Raw genomic sequence first — 15,367 nt, 5'->3', positions numbered from 1 at the left:
TCCAGGGTGCTGGTGAGACGGCGATCGCTCGAGAAGGAGCCTAGGATACCGGCATGCGGCTGACCAACGTCGCGCACCTGCGCCTGCCGTTCGGCCGCCTACTGGGCTTCGACGTCACCGCGGGGCGGGTGGGCCGGGCTCTTCCCGTGTCCTTCGACCAGCGACGCCATGTCGGCGCCGGCGACCGAGCGGGATCCTGGATGGCGTTGTCCTTCAAGCTCTCCGCGCCGGTACCGCCCGACGAGCTCGCGGCCGCCTGGCTGGCGGTGATCGAGCGGCACGGCACGCTGCGGTCGGTCTTCGTGCCGGGCGCGGACGGCGAGCCTCAGCTGTACGAGGTCGATATCGTCCCCGGCGGCTGGGTCGAGCATGTGATCGCTCCGGGGCAGGCGGTCAACGATGCGCTCCGCGCCGTGCTCGACCACGCTTGTTCACCGTACAGTCGCCCGTCGCATCGGCTGTGTGTACTCGAGACCGCGGTCGGGCCGACCGTGGTGGTCGCCGCCGACCACTCGCACGTCGACATGTGGTCGATGCTGGTGATCGCGCGTGACCTGCTCGCCGCGCTGGCCGCGGTGCAGCAGGGTCGTTCACCGTCGTTACCGCCCGTACCCGCCTTCGCGGAGCACACCCGCGCGCTGCGGGACCGCCCGCCGGCGCCCGCCGAGGTGCACCGCCGCTGGGCAGAGGTGCTGGCGGGCAGCGGTGATGTGATGCCACGGTTCCCGCTGTCGCTGGGCGAGGCGACATTGCAGCAGGAGCGTGTGGAGGTGCGCGATGTCCTCGACGTCGACGACAGCGCCGCGTTCTCGGCGCAGGCCCGCGACGACGGCGTCTCGACCTTGGCGCTGGTGGTGGGGGCGATGACCGAGGTGACCCGCGAGCTGGCCGGCACCGCACTGCGGGCGGTGTTTCCGGTGCACAGTCGGTATGACACCACCTGGCACGACTCGGTGGGGTGGTTCATCACCAACTCGGTGCTCGAGTCGGCCGACTCCGATCCCCGTGCCAGTGCCGAGGCGGTGAAGGAGGCCGTCCGGATGGGGTCCTGGCCACTGGAGGACATCCTGCGTCCGTGGGGCGGGATGCCCGAGGCGCCGGGGATGTTCGCGATTTCGTGGCTGGACCTGCGCCGGCTGCCGGTGCGAGTCGACGCGACCGGATTGGAGGCGCAATACGTCGGCGCGACGATTCGGACCGACGGCGTGATGCTCTGGTTCGTCCTCGACGAGACCGGGCTGCACCTGCGCTGCCGGTACCCGGACACTCCCGAGGCCCGGCGGCACGTCGGCGCCTGGCTGGACACGCTGATCGCCCGGCTGCAGGCCCGGGCACGGGCTTCGGTCGGTGGCCGGCTCCGACTCGGCGACCGGATCTATCGTGTGCAGCGGGCGGCGCGGTCCGACGTTCCGGCGCTGGTCGCGCTGCTCGCCGATGACGAGATCGGCCGTGCCCGTGAAGGTTCCGAGATTGCCCGCTACGAGGAGGCGTACGACGCCATCACCAGGGATCCCTCGCACTATCTGGCCGTGGTCCGGGACGAGGGCGACCGGATCGTCGGCACCATGCAGCTCACCATCATTCCGGGCCTGTCCCGCGGCGGCACCACTCGCCTCCAGATCGAGGGAGTTCGGGTCGCCGCCGCGGAACGCTCTCGCGGCATCGGAACCGCGATGCTCGAGTGGGCGCACGACCACGGCAGGCACCGAGGCGCGACACTCGCGCAGGTCACCACGGACCGGGTCCGCACGCGGGCGCACGCCTTTTACGCGCGGCTCGGGTACGACAACAGTCATGTCGGGCTGAAGCGGGCGCTCTGACGGATTCGCCGCGGAACCGGGGGTTTGGGCGAGCGCGGTCGATCAGATCGAGTCGACCCAGTTCCGGAGGAGGTGGGCTCCGGCGTCACCGGACTTCTCGGGGTGGAACTGCGTCGCGGACAGGGGGCCGTTCTCGACGGCCGCGAGGAAGGGGACGCCGTGTTCGGCCCAGGTGAGTTTGGCCGGGGCGAGGTGGCCGCCGCCGTCGTCGGTCCAGCCCCAGTGCTGGGCGGCGTAGGAGTGGACGAAGTAGAAGCGGGTGTCGGCGTCCATGCCCGCGAACAGCACGCTGTCCTCGGGAGCCTTGACCGTGTTCCAGCCCATGTGCGGCAGGACCGGCGCGTCCAAACGCTCGACGGTGCCGGGCCATTCGCCGCAGCCGTCGGTCTCGACGCCGAACTCGACGCCGCGTTCGAACAGGATCTGCATGCCGACGCAGATGCCCAGGATCGGGCGGCCGCCGGAGAGCCGCTTGCCGATGATGCGGTCACCGCGCACGGCGAGCAGGCCCGCCATGCAGGCCGCGTAGGCGCCGACGCCGGGGACCACGAGACCGTCCGCGTTCAGGGCGGTTTCAGCGTCGGCGGTGATGATCACCTCGGCGCCGGTGCGGGCCAGGGCGCGGCTCGCCGAGTGCAGGTTGCCCGAACCGTAGTCGAGCAGGGCGATCTTCTTGGTCACAACGAACCCTTGGTGGACGGGACCCCGGACACGCGCGGGTCGTATTCGACCGCCGCGCGCAGTGCCCGCGCGACGGCCTTGTATTCGGCCTCGGTGATGTGGTGCTGGTCGCGGCCGTAGAGCACGCGTACGTGCAGGGCGATGCGCGCGTTGAGCGCGATCGACTCGAACACGTGGCGGTTGATGACCGTCGAATAGGACGCGGTCGGGGCGACGCTCGGAATGATGGTGTGCAGCATGTGATCCGGCTCGCCGGTGTGCACGCAGTACGGCCGGCCGGACACGTCTACGACGGCGTGGGCGAGGGTCTCGTCCATCGGGATGAAGCAGTCGCCGAAGCGGCGGATGCCCTTCTTGTCGCCGAGCGCCTGGCCCAGGGCCTGGCCGATGACGATGGCGGTGTCCTCGACGGTGTGGTGGGCCTCGATCTCGATGTCGCCCTTGGCCTGGACGGTGAGGTCGAAGCTGCCGTGCTGGCCGAAGGCGGTCAGCATGTGGTCGTAGAACGGGACGCCGGTGGAGATGTCGGTCTTGCCGGAGCCGTCCAGGTTGAGCTCCACCACGATGCTGGACTCGCGGGTGGTGCGCTCGACCCGGGCGATGCGGTCGGCGGGACGTTCGGTGGTCATCGGGCGATCAGCTCCTCGGACGCCAGTTTCGCGCTGACGCGCAGGAATTCGTCGTTCTCGGCGGCCAGGCCGATGGTGGTGCGCAGGTAGCCGGGGATGCCGACATCGCGGATGAGCACGCCCTCGTCGAGGTAGTGCTGCCAGGCGCGCGCCGCGTCGGCGAAGCGGCCGAACAGTACGAAGTTGGCGTCGGACGGGATCACGTCGTAGCCCAGTTCGGTCAGCGCCGCCATCACGCGGTCGCGCTGCGCGGCCAATTCGTGGACGCTGCCCAGGGTTTCGTCCGCGTGCCGCAGCGCCGCCCGCGCCGCGGCCTGGGTGACCACGGACAGGTGGTAGGGCAGGCGCACCAGCAGCATGGCGTCGATGACCGCGGGCGCGGCCACCAGGTAGCCCAGCCGTCCGCCCGCGAAGGCGAACGCCTTGGACATGGTGCGGCTGACCACCAGCTTGGTCGGGTACTTGTCGATCAGGCCGATGGCGCTGGGCGCGGAGGAGAACTCGCCGTACGCCTCGTCGACCACCACGATGCCGGGGGCGGCGTCGAGGATGCGCTCCAGGTCCGGGATCGGGATGCTGTGCCCGGTCGGATTGTTGGGGCTGGTCACGAAGACCACGTCGGGGTTCTTCTCCCCCACCGTGAGCACCGCGAAGTCGATGTCGAGGGAGAAGTCGCCGTTGCGCTTGGCCTCGATCCACTCGGTGTCGATGCCCTCGGAGATGATCGGGTGCATCGAGTACGAGGGCACGAAACCCAGTGCGCTGCGGCCGGGTCCGCCGAACGCCTGCAACAGCTGCTGCAGGATCTCGTTGGAGCCGTTGGCCGCCCACACATTGGCCACGTCCACCGCGACGCCGGTCTGCCGGGTCAGGTAGGCGGCCAGGTCGGTGCGCAGGCCGACCGCGTCACGGTCCGGGTACCGGTGCAGGTCGGCGGCGGCCGCGCGCACGGACTCCGCGACATCGTCGACCAGGTCCTGGCTCGGCGGGTGCGGGTTCTCGTTGGTGTTGAGCTGGACGGGCACCGTCAATTGCGGTGCGCCGTACGGGCTCTTGCCGCGCAGGTTGTCGCGCAGCGGCAGGTCGTCGAGCGAGATCTTCGAACCGGGCACAGTGCCTTCCAGGCCGGCCTGGGCGCTCACCGCAGTTCTCCGAATCGCGCCTGCACGGCCTGGCCGTGCGCGGGCAGGTCCTCGGCGTTGGCCAGTGCGACCACGTGCCCGGAGACGTCCTTCAACGCGGCCTCGGTGTACTCGACGACGTGGATGCCGCGCAGGAAGGTCTGCACGCTCAATCCCGAAGAGTGCCGGGCACATCCGGCGGTGGGCAGCACGTGGTTGGAGCCGGCGCAGTAGTCGCCCAGCGACACCGGCGACCAGGCGCCGACGAAAACCGCTCCGGCCGAACGCACCCGGGCGGCCACGCCCGCGGCGTCGACGGTCTGGATCTCGAGGTGCTCGGCCGCGTAGGCGTTGACCACGCGCAGGCCCTGCTCGATGTCGTCGACCAGCACGGTGCCGGACTGCTTGCCCGACAACGCTTCCGCGACCCGGTCGTGGTGCTTGACCACGGCCATCTGCGCGGTGAGCGCCGCGTCCACGGCGTCGGCGAGTTCGACGCTGTCGGTGACCAGGACGCTGGCGGCGAGCACGTCGTGCTCGGCCTGGGAGATGAGGTCGGCGGCCACGTGCGCCGGGTCGGCGGTGGCGTCGGCGAGGATGGCGATCTCGGTGGGCCCGGCCTCGGCGTCGATGCCGACCAGGCCGCGGCACAGCCGCTTGGCGGCGGTCACGTAGATATTGCCGGGGCCGGTGATCAGGTCGACCGGTTCCAGCTGCGCGCCGTCGGTGTCGACGCCGCCGTAGGACAGCAGCGCCACGGCCTGCGCGCCGCCGACCGCCCACACCTCGGTGACGCCCAGCAGCTGGGCGGCGGCCAGGATGGTCGGGTGCGGCAGGCCGCCGAACTGGGCCTGCGGCGGCGAGGCCACGACCAGCGACTCCACGCCCGCGGCCTGCGCCGGGACCACGTTCATGACGACCGAGGACGGGTAGACGGCATTGCCGCCGGGCACGTACAGGCCGACGCGCTCGACCGGCACCCACCGCTCGGTGACGGTGCCGCCGGGCACCACCTGGGTGGTCTTGTCGGTGCGGCGCTGGTCGTTGTGGACCTTGCGGGTGCGTTCGATGGCGACCTCGAGGGCCGCGCGCACGGCGGGATCCAGCTCGGCGAGCGCACGCTCGAGTTCGGCGGCCGGCACCCGCACCGAGGCGGGGCGCACGCCGTCGAACTTCTCGCTGAACTCCTGCGCGGCCTCGACGCCCCGATCGCGGATCGCCTCCACGACGGGCCGCACATGATGCAGCACCGAGTCCACGTCGACGCCCCCGCGCGGCAGAGCCGCGCGCAGTTCGGCAGCAGTGGGAGTACGTCCGCGCAGGTCGACGCGGGCGAGCTCGATGCGGCTGGTCATAGCGCTGTGCAGTCCTTGTCTGTGCTGATTCGAGGGGGTTCGCGACGCAGCCGAAACCGCTTGCGACCAGCTACCAGCCTATCCGGTCACCGCCACCGCTTTATCCGCGCACCACCCGAGCGCCCGCTATTCGTGGGCGACCGCCGCCGACCCGGCGCTTTCACCGCGTCCGCCCCGCTCGGCGCGGTCGTCGCCGAAGCGGGTCGCCACCACGTGTTGCTGGGCGAATGTCCAGGCATTCTGGGTGACGAAGTACAGCAGGATCGCGATCGGCATGACCGGGCCGACCACCAGCGCGCCCGCCGGAAACACCCACTGCGAGAGCGTGTTCATGATGCGCGCGGTCGAGGCCGCCGGGCCCTCGGCCGGCGCGGGCTGGCGGGCGATGGCGGCGCGGGCGGTGAAGTGGGTGGCGATCGCGGCGATCACCATGAGCGGAATCGCGACCGCGGCAATGGTTCCGAACTCCGAACCCGCCCCGGACAGCGTGGCGGCCAGCGGCGCGCCGAACAGTTTGGCGTCCAGGAACGACTGCACCTGCCCGGCGCCGAACACGTAATTCTGGGTGTGACCGGGCTGGAAGGACCGCAGCACGTGGTAGAGCCCGATGAACACCAGCGCCTGGCCGATGATCGGCAGGAACCCGGTCAGCACATTGACCCCGGACTCCTTCTGCAACTCCTGCATGGCCAGCGCCTGCTGCTCACGGTCGCCCGCGTGCTTGCGCTTGATCTCCTGGATCTGCGGCTGCATCTCGGCCAGCTTCCGCGAGAACCGCAGTTGCGCCACGAACGGCTTGATCAGCAGTGCTCGCAGGGTGAGCACCAGGAACACGATGGCCAGCACCCAGGCCAGGCCACTGGTCGCGCCCAGCACGGACGCGAAGGCGGTGTGCCACAGCCACAGCACGGCGGACACGGGGTAATAGATGAAATCGAGCACGGGAGAAACCTCGCTGCGCGGTGCCCGCACACGCGTGCGGGCGAAGGGAATTCGGGACGCGAAGCACCCGACCCGGCTACGACCGCACGGCCGTACGCGGGTCAGGCCGCGAGAACTCCCGGCGCTCGCGGCCGCGGCCGCCCCGGCGCATCCGGATTGCTCTGCCGCAGAAACGCTCCCCGCCGCCGCTTGCCGGCCGATTCCGCCGGTCCGGCATTCACCCCGGCCACCCGCAGCGGCCCGCGCGCGGACAACACCGCCGCGGTCACCGCGACCAGTGCGACCGCGCCGAGCACGATCAGCGAATCAGGATGTGCGGCACCCAGATACAGCACCGCCCACGCGGAGACCACGAGCGCGCACACCAGCAGCGCCGCCGTCCGAATCCGCGTGATCATGCGCCCGACAGTACCCGCGTTCCTCCCCCGCGGCACCCTGTGTTTCGCACCACGGGCGCCCCACGTGTCTCGTTTCAGCGAGCGTTGAGGCGTGCGAGCTTGTCGGGATTGCCGATGGCGCGGATCGCGACCACGTGGTTGTCATGGGACTCCAACGCGATCACGACCATGACCTGGCCCGCGAGTGACACGACCACCCCCGGCTCGCCGTTGACCGACACGACCCGGAAGTCGGCGCCCGCTCCGAACAGAGTTCCGGCGAGCGTGACGCCGACCAGCTCGGCGCCGACCAGTGGTCCGAGGGGGGCGCCGGCGACTCGCCCGCCGGAGTCGAATTCGCCGACCACGTCGTGAGCGAGTACCTCCATCAGTGCCGCCAGGTCGCCGGTGGTGCAGGCGTGCGCAAATCTCTCGGCGACCGCGCGTGCCTGTACCGGTGAGACCTCGAACCGCGGCTCAGGGTTGTCGCGCAGCGCGGCTCGAGCACGACTGGCCAGCTTTCGGGCCGCGGCCGGTGAGCGGCCGACCACCCCGGCGATCTCCTCGAAGCTCACTCCGAAGACATCGTGGAGCACGAACGCGACGCGTTCGGCGGGGCTGAGGGCGTGCAGCGCCGCCAAGAGCGCCAGGCGCACGCTGTCGTCGAGGGTGACCTGATCCGCCGGGTCGGGATCGGTGCCGGCCGGCTCGACGAGCGGTTCGGGCAGCCACGGCCCGACGTAGCGGGCCCGGGTGCGGTCGGCGCGCAGCCGGTCGAGGCAGACTCGGCCCGCGACGGTGACCAGCCAGCCCTCGACATCGTCGATGCCCTCGCAGCCGTGGCGGGTGAGTCTGGCGAACGTCTCTTGCACGGCGTCTTCGGCGTCGACGAGGGTACCGAGCATGCGGTAGGAGACGTCGAGCACCCGCCGCCGGTGCAGGTGCCAAGCCTGCTCGATGATGTCGCTCATACCTACCTCCGACGAATGAGCCCGGTGAAGTGTGACCGTCACACACGACCCCGCCGACACGTCCTTAGAGATATGACCCTTACTACCGAACCCACTCGGCCTGACTGGCTTACCACGCAGGATTGGCCCCATCCGCTGTACGCGTTCGACCTCGACGGGCGCCGCGTCGTCTACACCGATACCGGCGGTGACCGTCCGGTCCTGCTCATGGTCCACGCCGGACTCTGGTCGCTGCTGTGGGCTGATCTGATCAGCCACCTCGAGGACCGGTACCGGTGCGTGACCCTCGATCTGCCTGGAACGGGCCTCTCCGATCCCGGCGAGGCCACGGTGGCATCGGCCGCCCACACGATCACATCATTCATCGACCATCTCGACCTCGACGCCGTGACACTGGTCGTACACGACCTCGGGGGCCTGGCCGCACTCGCCGCTGTCCACGATCGAGTCGACCGCGTGGCCGCGCTGGTGGCCATGAACACCTTCGGCTGGCAGCCCCGCGGCATACTGTGGCTCGCACTGCGATTCTTCGGCTCGGAGCTGATGCGGGAGGTCGACGCATGGCTCGGGTTGATCGCCTGGGTGAGTGCGACAAGGTTCGGTGTCGGCAGACGATGGAACCGCACCCGTAAGACCGCGTGGCGACGTGGTCTGCGCGACCGCGACCGTCGCCGGTTCTTGCACCGAATGTTTCGCGACGCGACCCGCGACCGCGCCACCGCCGCACGAGCGGCAAGCACGGTCACCGCGCTGACCGGCCGGCCGATGATGACGGTATTCGGCCGACTCGGCGACTACTTCTTCTTCGTTCGCCGTTGGCGGCGTCTGTTCCCGTACCTGACCAGAGTCACCGTCCCCTGGGGGCTGCACTTTCCGATGGCCGACAACCCGCAGCTCGCGGCCGAGGCCATCGACTGCTGGCACCGCGGCTGTGTGGTTCGTGCTCGACAGTGAATCCAGATCCCTCTGCCCGCGATCCAGGTGGCGTGGCGGTGGTGCGGTGCCTTTGTTGGATGGGAAGCTGAAGTGGCGGGTGGTTGCCGGTTGGCACATGGCAGAACCTCGGCCTCGGGTGCTCCGAGTCCTGTATGAGGTGCCCACCCGGCATCGGCACTTCAGGGCGTGATCGTCTTCTGAAAGTTCACGTCAACCTCTGAGGGCGTACGTGTTTCGGGCCCGCAGCGGTTTCGCAGGGGATGACCACATCGGGACATGGGGTTCGGATGAGGAGCTGAGCGAATGCGCATCGTGGTCGATCTGAACAGGTGCCAGGGGTACGCGCAGTGCGTTCCACTGGCGCCGGATGTGCTCGAGATGCTGGGTGAGGAGGCGCTGGCGTATGACCCCAACCCTGATGACGCGCAACGCCGGCGCGTGTTGCGGGCGGCGGCGTCGTGCCCGGTCCAGGCGATCGTCGTGGAAACGTACACCCCCGACGGGTCGGAGCCCGTTATCCCCGAGGGGCCGGAGCCCGCGGCATGAGCACCGCGTCGCTGGCCGCGGACCTGGTCAGGACGTTTCGGGCCGAGGGGCGGATCGTGATCGTGGGGGCGTCACTGGCCGGGCTTCGCGCCGCGGAGGCCTTGCGGGACAAGGGCTTCCACGGTCCTTTGACTCTCATCGGTGATGAGCCGCACGAACCGTATGATCGCCCGCCGTTGTCCAAGCAGGTCCTCGAGGGCTGGGTTCGCGCCGATCACACCAAGCTTCCCCGGATGCGGGCCATCGACGCACAGTGGCGGTTGGGTGTGGCCGCGACCGGTTTGGACCGGGTGAACAAGCAGGTTGTGCTGGCCACCGGGGATACGGTGCCCTACGACCGGCTGCTCATCGCCACCGGTGTCCGGGCACGACCGTGGTTCAACCCGGCCGAGGCCGCACTGGAGGGGGTCTTCACGGTGCGCACCTGCGATGACGCGGCCCGGCTGCAGGCGGCGCTGCATTCGAACCCGAAACGGGTGCTCGTCGTCGGCTCGGGGTTCGTCGGCTCCGAGATGGCTTCGGTGTGCCGCGAGCTGGGGCTGCCGGTGACCGTCGCCGAACGTGGAGGCGGGCCGCTGGTAGGGCCGCTGGGCGGGGTGATCGCCGACATCGCCGCCCGGATGCAGCGCGACGCCGGCGTCGACTTGCGCACCGGCGTGTCGGTGGAAGGGCTCGATGGCGACGCCGACAGGCATGTGCGCCGGGCCCGGCTGTCGGATGGGACCGTGCTGGATGTGGATGTGGTGGTGGCGTCCTTGGGGTCGATCCGTAACGTCGAGTGGCTGGCGGGGGCCGGGTTGGCCGCCGGCTTCTGGGGAGTCGGTTGCGATGCGGGCTGCCGGGCGTTCGACGTCAACGGGGTGGTGACCGACAACATTTTCGTGGCCGGGGATATCGCGCGCCAGCCGCACGTGCTGTACGAGTATCAGTTCATCTCGATGGAGCACTGGGATAACGCGGTGTTCGGGGCGCAGGTCGCCGCGAACAACATGATCAGCCTGGAGACCGAGCGCCGACCACATTTGCCGCTGCCTTCGTTCTGGTCCGCGCAATTCGGGGTGAACATCAAAGGGGTGGGGGTGTGCTCGTTCGGCGATGAGATCGTGTTCACCCAGGGCTCTCCCGAGGACTATCGCTTCGCCGCGGCTTACGGCCGCCGCGGCCGCATTGTCGGGGCGGTGACGTTCGATCATGGCAAATGGCTGCCGTACTACGCGGCGATGATCGAGCGCTCAGCACCGTTCCCGCCACCGCCGCCGGGCTACGACCGAGCACCCGACCCGTCACCGATGCCGGCCCGCTTTCCCGACCCGCGAGTGCCGACCGAGATTCCCGACGTGGTGCTGACCGGCCACGACCCCACCTCACGGGGCGCCGAGTTCCACTGGACAAGGGAGCCGGCATGACTGCCGCAACCGCCTGGGCGGAGGCGATGAAGTACGAACACCGCGCCGACCCGTATCCGTTCTTCGACGAATTGCGCCGAACCCCCGTCGCGCGAGTGGCCGAGAATCTATATGTCGTGACCGGCTACCAGGAACTGCTGGCGCTGGCGCACGACCCCCGGATCAGCTCCGACATCAGCCGCAGCCCGCTGGGCGCTGCCCTGAGCGCGGGCACCGGCCCGGAACCCGGCGCCGAGGATATGCGGGCCTACGGGCGCCGGCCGAGCATCATCGTCTCCGATCCCCCCGAGCACGATCGAGCGCGTCGGCAGGTCATGCGCCACTTCGGCCCACCGCATGCGCCCGATGTCATCCCCGGCATGGAACCGAGCATCGTCGATCTGTGCAACCGACTGCTCGACCGCATCAAGGCCGGTGGCAAGACCCGGATGGACGTCGTCGAGGATTACGCGTACCCCGTGCCGGTGATGGTCATCTGCAAGATCCTCGGGGTCCCGCTCGCCGACGAACCCATGCTCCATGCCTGGATCAACGACATGTTGACCGGCGTGGATCTGGGTCCGGACGCGACCACCGAGGAAGGCCAGGCCCGTGCCGCGAAGTCCCGTGCAAGCCGTGACGCACTCATGCACTATCTGGCCGACTTGATCGAGCAGCTCCAGCGCGAGCCCGGGCCGGGCTTGTTGTCCGAACTGATCCATGACGACGGCCCCGATGGTCCGATGCCCGCTGAGCAGGCATTGTCGAATGCGCTGCTGCTGCTCGTCGCCGGTCACGACTCGACGGTCAACACCATCGCCAATTCTGTGATGACGTTGCTGCGCAACCCCGGGTCCTACGACCAGGTACGCCACCGACCGGAGCTGCTCCCACGCGCGATCGAAGAGGTCCAGCGGCTGCAGGCCGCAGTGCAGTTCTTTCCCAGCCGCAGCACTACCGCCGATATCGACATCGCCGGCACCGTCATCCCGAAAGGGGCAGCGGTGCATCTGATCTACGCCGCCGCCAACCGCGACCCGAACCGATTCTCCGACCCGAACCGATTCGATATCCAACGCCCCGACAACGAACACTTCGGCTGGGGCAGCGGCATCCACACGTGCCTCGGCGGTCCGCTCGCACGACTCGAAGTCAACCTCGCGATGGAGACCTTCCTACGCCGCGTCGCCACACCCCGCCTGGTCGTCGATCCGCCACCCTATCGGCGAAGCCAGATCTTCCGCGGCCCCCGACACCTGCTCATAGACTTCGACCACATCACCGACTGAGCAGCACACGACATCGGATACATCCGGCGCCGAACGAGTGTGGACTCGCTGGCCGATAAGTATCCACCGCCGTGCGGGCGTCGGGATATCTCACCAGGAAAGGAACAGCGGGAACGAGACTGGCAGGCCCGCTGGAACATTCACTCCTGGCCGCAATCAGATTTCGTTTTTGGTGGCCACACCCGTGATCAGCGGTCGAACAATCGGGGGCATGGCCCGCCACGACATTTCTTGCACGTCTTCGACCTTCAGCCCCGACGCCCGGAGCAGCTCGAGGGTGGCGCGGTTGCAATGACAGCCCTCTGCGAACCGGCGCCAAGGGCCGGCGAGGCGGTCCTGCCAAAGGGAAAGCCGCGGCGAATCGGAGCGGACGTGCTCGAGAAACAGCAGCCGGCCGCCGGGACGCAACACCCGTCCGATCTCCCGCAACACCGGATCAGGGTCATCGACGGTGCACAATACGAGCGTTGAGACGACCGTATCCACGGTTTCATCCGCGAACGGCAAGTGTTCCGCCGTTGCGTCGAGCACGCGTGCGCGAAGGCGACTCCGACTCAGCCTCCGCGCCAACCGCGTACGCATCGCGGCCTCCGGTTCGGTCAAGATCAGCTCGTCGAGGCCGTCCGGGTAGTACCCCAGGTTGAGGCCGGTACCGCTGCCGAGTTCGACTGTCCGCCCCCTCGCACGGCTGAGCAGATTTCGCCGACGGGTGCTCATACCCGCCTTCTCGCCCATCCACAGCAGAGGGTCGTACAGTGCCGCGAAAGCCCGGGCCCACAGGTCCGAGCCTTCAACCCCTGCCGCCGGAACGGCGCCACTGCTCACAGACTTGACGGTACGCCTAGCGGCATCGTCGCATAAGTCCGGCGCGTCGAGCAGGACTCGACGGCCGTGCCCCCGCCGTGGAGTGCGGGGGCACGGGCTTCGCGACCGCTATTCGGCGACCAGGCGGCGGATGATCATCGGCTCGGCGACGATGCCCTCCAGAACCCCCGCCACGTGCTGGAAGTGGTCGGTGGCGAAGTGCTTCTCGAGGGCGTCGGCGTCCTGCCATTCCTCGACCACGACCATGTGGGCGGGGTCGTTGGGGTTGGTGAAGGGCTGGTAGGACAGGCAGCCGGGTTCGGCCAGGGACGGTTCGATCATGGCTTCCAGGGCGGTGCGCAGGCGGTCCTCGTTTCCGGCGGTGACGCGCAGTTCGGCGACGACGTGCAGGGTCATGGTGTGGTCCTCTGGTTCGGTGTGGGGTGTGTCAGTGGGTGATCGGGCCTTCGCCCGCGCCGGTGGTGCGCAGGGCGGTGGCGATGGTGTCGAGGTCGGCGGGGGTCAGGTCCAGTGTGGCGGCGTCGATCCAGCCGTCGACCTGGGCGGGGGTGCGGGCGCCGACGATCGCGCCGGTGACGCCGGGCCAGGTGAGGGTCCAGGCGATGGCGAGGGCGCCGACGGTGGTGTGGTGGGCGGCAGCGAGGGGGCGCAGCGCTTCGACCAGGGCGAGGTTGCGGTGGAGGTCGGTGGTGAATTCGGGGAAGCCCTTGCGCCAGTCGTCGTCGGGCAGGGCGGCGACGCGTTCGGCGGAGAAGGCGCCGGTCAGCAGGCCGGAGTGCTGGGGCTGGTAGACGATGCCGCCGGTGTGATGGGCTGCGGCCCAGGCCAATTCGCCCGCGGCGGCGCGCTTGATCAGGGAGAACTGGGGCTGGATGGCGTCGACGTGGGCGATGGACTCGGCGAGTTCGAGCTGTCCGACGTCGTGGTTGGACAGGCCGATGGCGCGGACCTTGCCCTCGGTGACCAGGTCGGCCATGGTCTGCCAGTACTCGTGCAGCGGGGTGACCACGGCGTCGGCCACGCCGTCCGGGTCCGAGAAGTCCAGGGAGGCACCAGTGTCGGGCCAGTGCACCTGGTACAGGTCGATGCGTTCGACGTCCAGTCGCCGCAGCGAGTCCTCGATCTCGCGGCGCACGCTGGCGGCGGCCATGATCCGCCGGGGCGCGGCGGCGCGGTCGTTCTCGTCCCAGACCAGCCCGGCCTTGGTGAAGACGAAGGGCCGGTCGGCTTCGGACAGGTCGCCGATCGCCTTGCCGACCACTTCCTCTGAGTGGCCGAGCCCGTAGACGGCGGCGGTGTCGATCCAGTTCACGCCCGCGTCGATGGCGCGGCGCAGGGTGGCGATCGAGCCGGCGTCGTCCTGCGCGCCCCAGGCGTAGCGCCAGCCCGCGCCGCCGAGTGCCCACGCGCCGAAACCGATTCGGCTGATGCGCATGTCGGTGGTCCCGAGCTGACGGGTGGGAAGGGAGGTCATGCTGTGCTCCTCGGGAGTCGGTGTCCGCCGTGGTGTGCGGCGCTGAGCACTACAGTCGTCCGATCCGGGCGCGGCAAACAGTGCGGCGTCTGCCTGGGCACGGCATGACCAGGATGAAACCCGGGGCCCGCGTGGTTACCTGGTTCCATGACCCTGGACCGTCGCGCCGAACTCGGTGAATTCCTGCGCTCCCGCCGCGCCCGGCTGAGCCCGGAGGAGGTGGGCCTGGTCTCGCACGGGGCCCGCCGCCGGGTGCCGGGACTGCGGCGCGAGGAGCTGGCGCTGCTGGCCGGGGTGAGCGTGGATCACTATGTGCGCCTGGAGCAGGGACGCAGTCTGCAGTTCTCGGAGTCGGTGCTGGACGCGGTGGCGCGGGCGCTGCGCTTGAACCAGGTCGAGCGCGACCACCTCTACCGGCTGGCCCGCCCGTGGTCGGGTGAGGAGCCGCCCGCCGCCCAGCAGGTGCGCCCGGGCTTGCGGCGGCTGCTGGACGCCGCCCACGACGTGCCCGCCTACATCGTGGGCCGCGGGGTGAGCGTGCTGGCGTGGAATCGCCTGGCGGCGGCCCTGATCGGCGATTTCGGCGCGATCGCCCCCGAGCAGCGCGACTTCCTGCACCTGGTGTTCCTGGACGAGGGCGCGAAGGACCTCTACGAGGACTGGGACGACAAGGCCGCCGACACCGTGGCGTATCTGCGGGTGGACGCCGCCCGCAATCCCGGCGACCCTCGCATCACCGCGCTGATCGCCGAAATGAACTCCGCGAGCCCCGAATTCGCCGCTCTGTGGGAACGCCACGAGCTCAAGGACAAGACCCACGGCCGCCACATCTACCGGCACCCGATCGTGGGCCGCCTCGATCTGGGCTACGAAACCCTGCGCCTGCCCGACGATCCCGATCAGGCCTTGGTCGCCCATCACGTCGAGCCGGGCTCCCCCAGCGCCGACGCCCTGCGCCTGCTGGCCTCGCTCGCCGCGGATCCGGCCACCCACCACTAGCCGACCCGGGCAGGACC

At 69.6% G+C, this 15,367-nt stretch carries 16 protein-coding genes; 6 read left to right on the top strand and 10 right to left on the bottom strand.

Annotated elements, in window-relative coordinates; translation table 11 throughout:
• Window positions 1-53 precede the first annotated feature (53 nt).
• Entirely contained in the window at window positions 54-1,820 is a 1,767-nt protein-coding gene (locus ACWEOI_RS27610) for a GNAT family N-acetyltransferase (RefSeq protein WP_452361480.1), read from the top strand.
• 42 nt (window positions 1,821-1,862) lie between these two features.
• Here ACWEOI_RS27610 and hisH read toward each other — a convergent pair whose 3' ends face one another.
• The 7 genes from hisH to sigJ form a co-directional block, all read right to left on the bottom strand.
• Complete coding sequence (gene hisH / locus ACWEOI_RS27605) at window positions 1,863-2,501, bottom strand: imidazole glycerol phosphate synthase subunit HisH (RefSeq protein ID WP_433666718.1); 639 nt, start codon at window positions 2,499-2,501, stop codon at window positions 1,863-1,865.
• Window positions 2,498-3,130, bottom strand: coding sequence for an imidazoleglycerol-phosphate dehydratase HisB (gene hisB, locus ACWEOI_RS27600; RefSeq protein WP_379275685.1), 633 nt, complete (start codon window positions 3,128-3,130; stop codon window positions 2,498-2,500). Before hisB ends, hisH begins: the two co-directional genes overlap by 4 nt.
• Window positions 3,127-4,272: a histidinol-phosphate transaminase gene (locus ACWEOI_RS27595; protein ID WP_433666719.1), complete on the bottom strand. Its 1,146-nt coding sequence runs from the start codon at window positions 4,270-4,272 to the stop codon at window positions 3,127-3,129. Before ACWEOI_RS27595 ends, hisB begins: the two co-directional genes overlap by 4 nt.
• Window positions 4,269-5,606, bottom strand: coding sequence for a histidinol dehydrogenase (gene hisD / locus ACWEOI_RS27590; protein ID WP_433666720.1), 1,338 nt, complete (start codon window positions 5,604-5,606; stop codon window positions 4,269-4,271). Before hisD ends, ACWEOI_RS27595 begins: the two co-directional genes overlap by 4 nt.
• Window positions 5,607-5,732: 126 nt before the next feature.
• Complete coding sequence (gene yidC / locus ACWEOI_RS27585; RefSeq protein ID WP_452361479.1) at window positions 5,733-6,548, bottom strand: membrane protein insertase YidC; 816 nt, start codon at window positions 6,546-6,548, stop codon at window positions 5,733-5,735.
• Window positions 6,549-6,649: 101 nt separating this feature from the next.
• Window positions 6,650-6,946, bottom strand: a complete 297-nt coding sequence (locus ACWEOI_RS27580) for a DUF6412 domain-containing protein (protein WP_452361478.1) — start codon at window positions 6,944-6,946, stop codon at window positions 6,650-6,652.
• Window positions 6,947-7,020: 74 nt separating this feature from the next.
• Window positions 7,021-7,896 carry an RNA polymerase sigma factor SigJ gene (gene sigJ / locus ACWEOI_RS27575; protein ID WP_452361477.1) on the bottom strand — a complete coding sequence of 292 codons (876 nt, stop codon included), beginning with the start codon at window positions 7,894-7,896 and terminating at the stop codon, window positions 7,021-7,023.
• Between the two features lie 15 nt (window positions 7,897-7,911).
• Between sigJ and ACWEOI_RS27570 the strand changes: the two genes are divergently transcribed.
• The 4 genes from ACWEOI_RS27570 to ACWEOI_RS27555 all read left to right on the top strand — a co-directional run bounded on the left by ACWEOI_RS27570 (window position 7,912) and on the right by ACWEOI_RS27555 (window position 12,052).
• Entirely contained in the window at window positions 7,912-8,850 is a 939-nt protein-coding gene (locus tag ACWEOI_RS27570; RefSeq protein WP_452361476.1) for an alpha/beta fold hydrolase, read from the top strand.
• 285 nt (window positions 8,851-9,135) lie between these two features.
• Complete coding sequence (locus ACWEOI_RS27565) at window positions 9,136-9,378, top strand: 4Fe-4S domain-containing protein (RefSeq protein WP_433666725.1); 243 nt, start codon at window positions 9,136-9,138, stop codon at window positions 9,376-9,378.
• Entirely contained in the window at window positions 9,375-10,784 is a 1,410-nt protein-coding gene (locus ACWEOI_RS27560) for an NAD(P)/FAD-dependent oxidoreductase (protein ID WP_452361475.1), read from the top strand. The genes ACWEOI_RS27565 and ACWEOI_RS27560 overlap by 4 nt, the downstream gene beginning before the upstream one ends.
• Before the next feature lie 116 nt (window positions 10,785-10,900).
• The gene (locus ACWEOI_RS27555) at window positions 10,901-12,052 is read left to right on the top strand and encodes a cytochrome P450 (RefSeq protein ID WP_452361474.1); all 1,152 of its coding nucleotides are present in this window, start codon (window positions 10,901-10,903) and stop codon (window positions 12,050-12,052) included.
• A gap of 156 nt (window positions 12,053-12,208) precedes the next feature.
• Here ACWEOI_RS27555 and ACWEOI_RS27550 read toward each other — a convergent pair whose 3' ends face one another.
• The 3 genes from ACWEOI_RS27550 to ACWEOI_RS27540 all read right to left on the bottom strand — a co-directional run bounded on the left by ACWEOI_RS27550 (window position 12,209) and on the right by ACWEOI_RS27540 (window position 14,351).
• Complete coding sequence (locus ACWEOI_RS27550; protein WP_433666728.1) at window positions 12,209-12,877, bottom strand: methyltransferase domain-containing protein; 669 nt, start codon at window positions 12,875-12,877, stop codon at window positions 12,209-12,211.
• A 108-nt stretch (window positions 12,878-12,985) separates the two neighbouring features.
• Window positions 12,986-13,273 carry an antibiotic biosynthesis monooxygenase gene (locus ACWEOI_RS27545; protein ID WP_433666729.1) on the bottom strand — a complete coding sequence of 96 codons (288 nt, stop codon included), beginning with the start codon at window positions 13,271-13,273 and terminating at the stop codon, window positions 12,986-12,988.
• A 31-nt stretch (window positions 13,274-13,304) separates the two neighbouring features.
• Window positions 13,305-14,351, bottom strand: coding sequence for an aldo/keto reductase (locus tag ACWEOI_RS27540; protein WP_433666730.1), 1,047 nt, complete (start codon window positions 14,349-14,351; stop codon window positions 13,305-13,307).
• 147 nt (window positions 14,352-14,498) lie between these two features.
• Here ACWEOI_RS27540 and ACWEOI_RS27535 point away from each other — a divergent pair, with 147 nt between their 5' ends.
• On the top strand, window positions 14,499-15,350 hold the full coding sequence (locus ACWEOI_RS27535; RefSeq protein WP_452361473.1) for a helix-turn-helix transcriptional regulator: 852 nt from the start codon (window positions 14,499-14,501) through the stop codon (window positions 15,348-15,350).
• Window positions 15,351-15,367 lie beyond the last annotated feature (17 nt).

The sequence above is a fragment of the Nocardia sp. NPDC004340 genome, assembly GCF_053602575.1.
This window is presented reverse-complemented; position numbering and strand designations above follow the sequence as displayed.